This window comes from Thermoanaerobaculia bacterium (genome assembly GCA_035260525.1).
GTDB lineage: Bacteria > Acidobacteriota > Thermoanaerobaculia > UBA5066 > DATFVB01 > DATFVB01.
The window spans coordinates 1-5893 of record DATFVB010000123.1; the positions used below are offsets into that span (position 1 = coordinate 1).

Genomic DNA, 5893 nt, shown 5'->3' on the forward strand with positions numbered 1-5893 from the left:
GATCGTCCGCGAGGATGGGCAGATCTCCGACCGCCTCGAGACGCTCTACGTGCTTCCGCCGCTGCCGAACTCCTTCTTCGTGCGCGACCCGCAGACCGTTCTGGGCGACCGCGTGATCCTCGGCTCGATGGCGACGTCGGCGCGCCTGCGCGAGCCGCTCCTCTCGGGGTACGTGTTCCAGTATTCCAGGCGGTTCGAGAGGCCGAAGGACTTCTTCGTCTTCCGCGAGTTCTCGACCGACTTCACGCGCCTGTCGACCGCGACGTCGCGCCCGTCGCTCGAGGGGGGCGACATCCTGATCCCGCGCGAGGACATCCTCCTCGTCGGGATCTCGGAGCGCACCTCGAAAGCGACCGTCGAGCACCTCGCGGCGTCGCTCAAGGAGGGGAAGACGGGCATCAAGAAGATCTTCACCGTCGAGATCCCGGCGCGCCGGTCCTACATGCACCTCGACACGGTCTTCACCATGATCAGCCGCGACGAGTGCCTCTGCTACGGGCCGATGATCGTCAAGGGGGGGCCGGAGGAGGCGGACGTCTACCAGGTGACGCTCACCGGCCGCGAGATCACCTACACGTCGAAGGGATCGCTCCTGGAGGTCCTGAAGGAGAACGGCATCGACCTGAAACCGGTCGCCTGCGGAGGGAGCGATCCGATCCAGCAGCAGCGGGAGCAGTGGACCGACGGGGCGAACGCCTTCGCGCTCGCGCCGGGCGTCATCGTCTGCTACGAGCGCAACGTGCGCACCGCCGAGGAGCTCTCGCGCCGGGGATACAAGATCCTCTACGAGGACGACATCCTGATGGGCCGCGACGAGCTCGAGCTCTGGACGGACAAGAAGTACGCGATCCAGATCGCGGGTCCGGAGCTCTCTCGCGCGCGCGGCGGCCCGCGCTGCATGACGATGCCTCTCGCGCGAAAGGATCCGTGAGTCCGCAGCCCTTCTTTTCCTTCGTCCGGCCGCTCGCGGTCGTGGCGTTCGGCGGCAACGCGCTCCTCCCTCCCGACGGCGACGGGACCCAGGCGGAGCAGCAGCGGCTGGCCGAGGAGGCGGCGCGCCGCCTCCTGCCGGTGTTGAATCGCGGCTACGAGCTCATCGTCGTCCACGGCAACGGCCCGCAGGTGGGGAACATCCTCATCCAGGTCGAGGAAGCGGCGGACCGGATCCCGCCCCAGACGCTCGACGTCTGCGTGGCCCAGACGCAGGGCTCGATGGGTTTCCTCCTCGAGACGGCGATGGCGAACGTGCTGAAGCCCGCCGGCTTCGAGAAGGAGGTCGTGACGATCGTCACGACGGTCGAGGTCGACGCCGCTGACCCCGCCTTCGGGAAGCCGACGAAGCCGGTCGGCCCGTTCTTCGAGCGGGAGCGCGCCGAGACTCTGGCGAAGAGCCGCGGCTGGACGATCGTCGAGGACGCGGGGCGCGGCTGGCGCAAGGTCGTCGCGTCGCCGAAGCCGAAGGCGATCCGGAACACGGAGATCGTGGCGTGGCTCGTCAACCGCGGCAAGATCGTCATCGCCGGGGGCGGCGGGGGGATCCCGGTCGTCGTCGACGATTCGGGGCGGATGCGCGGCGTCGAGGCGGTGATCGACAAGGACTACGTCGCGTCGCTGCTGGCCGCGAACCTCGCGGCGGACCTCTTCGTCATCCTGACCGGGGTGCCGCAGGTGTACAAGGACTGGGGGAAGCCGACGCAGCAGGCCCTCGCGTCGCTCGCCCCGGCGGAGGCGCGGGCGCTCTCCGACGCGGGGCAGTTCCCGAAGGGAAGCATGGGCCCGAAGATCGACGCGGCGCTCGAGTTCCTGGAGGCGGGAGGCCGCGAGGTGCTGATCACCGACGCGGAGTCGCTCTCGGCCGCCCTCGACGGGCGGAGCGGAACATACGTGAGGAACGCATGAAGAAGGATTTCGTCTCGATCCACGACCGGACGCCCGCCGAGATCGGCGAGCTCCTCGACCTCGCCGACGCCGTCAAGACGGACCGCGCGCGGTATCGCACGACGCTCTCGGGAAAGACGCTGGCGATGATCTTCGAGAAATCGTCGACCCGCACGCGCGTCTCGTTCGAGGCGGGGATGTACCAGCTCGGCGGCCTCGGCATGTTCCTCTCCTCGCGCGACCTCCAGATCGGCCGCGGCGAGCCGATCGCGGACACGGCGCGCGTGCTGTCGTGCTATGTCGATGGGATCATGGCCCGCACGTTCGCGCACGAGACCGTCACGGAGCTCGCGCGGCATGCCACCGTCCCGGTGATCAACGGGCTGACCGATCTCCTCCACCCGTGCCAGGTGATGGCCGACCTCCAGACGATCCGCGAGACGTTCGGCCGACTCGCGGGGTTGAAGCTCGCCTACGTGGGCGACGGGAACAACATGGCCCATTCGCTGATGTTCGGGGGCGCCCGGACCGGGATGTCCGTCGCCGTCGCGAGCCCCGCGGGATACGAGCCGAAGCCGGAGATCGTCGCGGCCGCCCGCCAGGACGCGGAAGAGACGGGCGCCGCGATCACGACCACCCGCGATCCCGCCGAGGCCGTCGCCGGCGCGCACGTCGTCTACACCGACGTCTGGGCGTCGATGGGGCAGGAAGAGGAGGCGCAGGTCCGCCGGCAGAAGTTCGCCGGCTTTTCGGTCACCGACGCCCTGATGGAGAAAGCCTCGCGGGACGCCATCTTCCTCCACTGCCTGCCCGCGCACCGCGGCGAGGAGGTCGCCGCGTCCGTCGCCGACGGCCCGCGCTCGCGGATCTTCGAAGAGGCCGAGAACCGGCTCCACGCGCAGAAGGCGATCCTCGTCTCCCTGATGGCGTGAGCGCTCCCCGACGAACGCGGCCTCGGCCGGACCGCCGGCCGGGATTCTGGGCGCGCCCCGAGGTCCGGCGCTACCTTCCCGTCGCGATCGGCGTGCTCGCGATGATCCTGCTCGCCCTGACGTTCGCCGTGGCGCCGCGCGGAAGGCGCCGGGACGCGGCCTTCTCGGCCGCTCCAGCGTCGGAGCCCGCCGCCGTCTCGGAGGAGCGCGCCGAGCTGCGCCGGGCGCCGGACTCGCGATCGGAAGCGGTGATCGCCCTCGGACGCGGCTCGGCGGTGACGATCGAGGAGGAGAAGGGGACGTGGTGCCGCGTGCGCGACCGCTCGGGGCGTGGGGGATACCTCCCGCGCCACGCGGTCGAACGGGACTCCGACCGGGCCCTCCGCGCGCGCCGCGCCGAGGCGATCTTCAAGTTCGCGCCGCTTTCGGGCGACGTGGCCCAGGACACGCCGCTGCTGCTGGCTCCCTTCTCGTTCGCCGCGGTGTGGGGGGAAGCCGAACGGGGCGATTCACTCGACGTCTATTCCGTCGACCACGGCTATTACGCGACGAAGCTCCCCGACGGCACGCTGGGATTCGTCTCCTCCGAGGACGTGGACATCGTTCCCGCCAACCCGGCCGAGCCGGCGCTGACGCCCGGGACGGGAAAGGTCGTCAAGGGAATCTCCGTCGCGGAGCAGGCCCCGCCGGCCTCCGAGGCGCCGCCGACGCCGTCGCCGATCCCCGGCATGCCCGACGACGTGCCCGCTCCGGGATTGCCCCCCTCCTCGGCGGCTCCACCGGGAGGGCTTTCGGGCGCGGGCGCCGAGATCGCTCCCGCCGTGCTCATCCAGAAGGTGGAACCAACCTATCCGCCCGCCGCTCTCGCGGCACGGGTCGCCGGGACCGTCGTTCTGCAGGTTTCAATCGACCGGGAAGGCAACGTCACCCGGGTGCGGCCGACGCGGCAGGCGCCGCTCGGGATGACCGAGGCGGCGATCGCGGCAGTGGAGCGCTGGAAATACCGGCCGGCGACCGCGCTCGGCGGCCCGATTCCCTCGATGAAGCTCGTGCGCATCGAGTTCAAACCCCCCCAATGAATAGGCGCGGTGATGCATCAAGCCGGACGGGCGCGTGCGCCGCGACCCGCGGCCTTAACGTACGCTCCCGGTACGCCGCGGCCGCGGGTCGGACGCCCGCATCCCGTCGGGCTCGCGCCTGACCGCGCCTCCCGAAGGCCCGAGCTCCGCGCGGGGTCGTTCCGGCGACGGGGGTAGAATTCCTCCCCAGTGATCCAGCTCTTCTACGAGGTCGACGGTCGCCCGCAGGTGTACACGCTCCTGAAGGAGGAGATCTCGATCGGAAGGTCGTCGGAGAACGACGTCGTCCTGAACGACTTCTCCGTTTCCCGCAAGCACGCGATTCTCGTCCGCAAGGACGAGACGTGGTTCCTGCGCGACAACAACTCGACCAACGGAGTCCGGCTGAACGGGAAGACCGTCACCGACATGGCGGTCAAGGACGGCGACGAGCTCTCGGTCGGGACCTTCACGCTCCGGCTCCGCGACGACCCCTCGATCGTGAGCTATCCGCGGGGGGCCGACAAGAAGGAATCGACCTCGACCTTCATCCGGCCGCTCGCGGAATTCAACCAGGACTTCGGCCTCGAGAAGGACCTGCCGCCGCCGGAGGACTCGACCGTCTTCAAGAAACGGGGGTCGCTCGACCTCGCGTACAAGAACAAGGTCTTCGAGATCCTCGTCCAGGTCGCCAAGACCCTCATTTCGGCCGACGAGCTCGAAGCCGTGCTCGAGAAGGTCATGGACATGATCTTCGAGTACCTTCCCGTGGACCGTGGATTCCTCCTCCTGATGGACGAGACGGGAGAGCTGAAGACCCGCGTCGCCCGCGTGAAGTCGTCGCGCATGACGACGACGGCGGAAGGGGATGTGCCCTTCTCGCGGACGATCGTGGACATGGTCGTCCGGCAGAAGGTCGCGTTCCTCACCTCGGACGCGCAGAAGGACGAGCGGTTCGACATGGGCCAGTCGATCCGGATCCAGCACATCCGATCGGCGATGTGCGTCCCCCTCTGGGACCGCGGCACGGTGATCGGCGTCATCCACGTCGACTCGCCGATCTACGTCGGCACGTTCAAGAGCGAGGACCTCGACCTCCTGACCGCTCTCGCGAACTTTGCGGCGGTCGCGATCGAGCGCGCGAGCCTGCACGCCCGCGTCGAGGAGGACAAGCGGATCCGGACCCGGCTCGAGCGCTATCACTCGCCCGCCGTGATCGAGGAGATCATCGCGGATTCGTCGGCGACGGGGTCGCTCAAGCGCGCGCGCACGACGAGCGTCACCGTGCTTTTCGCCGACCTCGTCGGGTTCACGACACTGTCGGAGAAGATGGCCCCGGACACGGTCGCGACGATGCTCAACACGTTCTTCACGTACGCGGCCGAGGCGGTCTTCTCCGTCGACGGCACGCTCGACAAGTTCATCGGCGACGAGGCGATGGCCTTCTTCGGGGCGCCGATCGCCCAGGAGGACCACGCCTGGCGCGGCATCATGGCCGCGCTGAAGATCCGGGAGGCGCTGGAGGGATGGAACCGCCAGCGCGAGGCGGCGGGGGAGAAGCCCGTCGAGGTGCGGATCGCGATCAATTCGGGGGAGGTCGTCGTCGGGGAGATCGGATCGGATCGGCGCGTCGACTACACGGTGCTCGGGACGCCGGTGAACATCGCGGCGCGCATCGAGCAGTTCGTCGCGGCTCCCGGCGATATCGTGATCGGACCGGAGACGTACGAGGCGGTCAAGGACCGCATCACGGCCGCGCAGATGGGGTTCTTCGCGCTGAAGGGCCTCGTCTCGCAGGTGCCGCTCTTCAAGGTGCTGGGGCTGGCGGAGGCGGATGTCGCGAGCCGGCCCACGATCGCCTCGGGATAGCCGGCGCGGCCCGAGGCAGGCGCGGCGATACATCGAGCCGGGCGGGCGCGTGCCGCCCGGCGGCGGGACGACGTACGCTCTCGGTACGCCTTACCCGCCGCCGGGCGACCCGCATCCCGCCGGGCTCGCGTCTCGCCGCGCCTCGTCGTTGCGATC

At 69.5% G+C, this 5893-nt stretch carries 5 protein-coding genes; all 5 read left to right on the top strand.

Annotated features, from left to right (window positions below; genetic code table 11):
* On the top strand, nt 1-931 hold a 931-nt coding region (locus tag VKH46_05875; protein HKB70353.1), incomplete at its 5' end, for an arginine deiminase family protein.
* Nucleotides 928-1899: a carbamate kinase gene (gene arcC, locus VKH46_05880; GenBank protein ID HKB70354.1), complete on the top strand. Its 972-nt coding sequence runs from the start codon at nt 928-930 to the stop codon at nt 1897-1899. The genes VKH46_05875 and arcC, both read left to right, overlap by 4 nt.
* The gene (gene argF / locus VKH46_05885; protein HKB70355.1) at nt 1896-2810 is read left to right on the top strand and encodes an ornithine carbamoyltransferase; all 915 of its coding nucleotides are present in this window, start codon (nt 1896-1898) and stop codon (nt 2808-2810) included. Before arcC ends, argF begins: the two co-directional genes overlap by 4 nt.
* Entirely contained in the window at nt 2807-3889 is a 1083-nt protein-coding gene (locus tag VKH46_05890; GenBank protein HKB70356.1) for a TonB family protein, read from the top strand. The genes argF and VKH46_05890 overlap by 4 nt, the downstream gene beginning before the upstream one ends.
* A 189-nt stretch (nt 3890-4078) precedes the next feature.
* Nucleotides 4079-5737 (top strand): adenylate/guanylate cyclase domain-containing protein, encoded by a 1659-nt coding sequence (locus VKH46_05895; protein ID HKB70357.1) that lies wholly within the window; start codon nt 4079-4081, stop codon nt 5735-5737.
* The last annotated feature ends 156 nt before the right edge of the window (nt 5738-5893 follow it).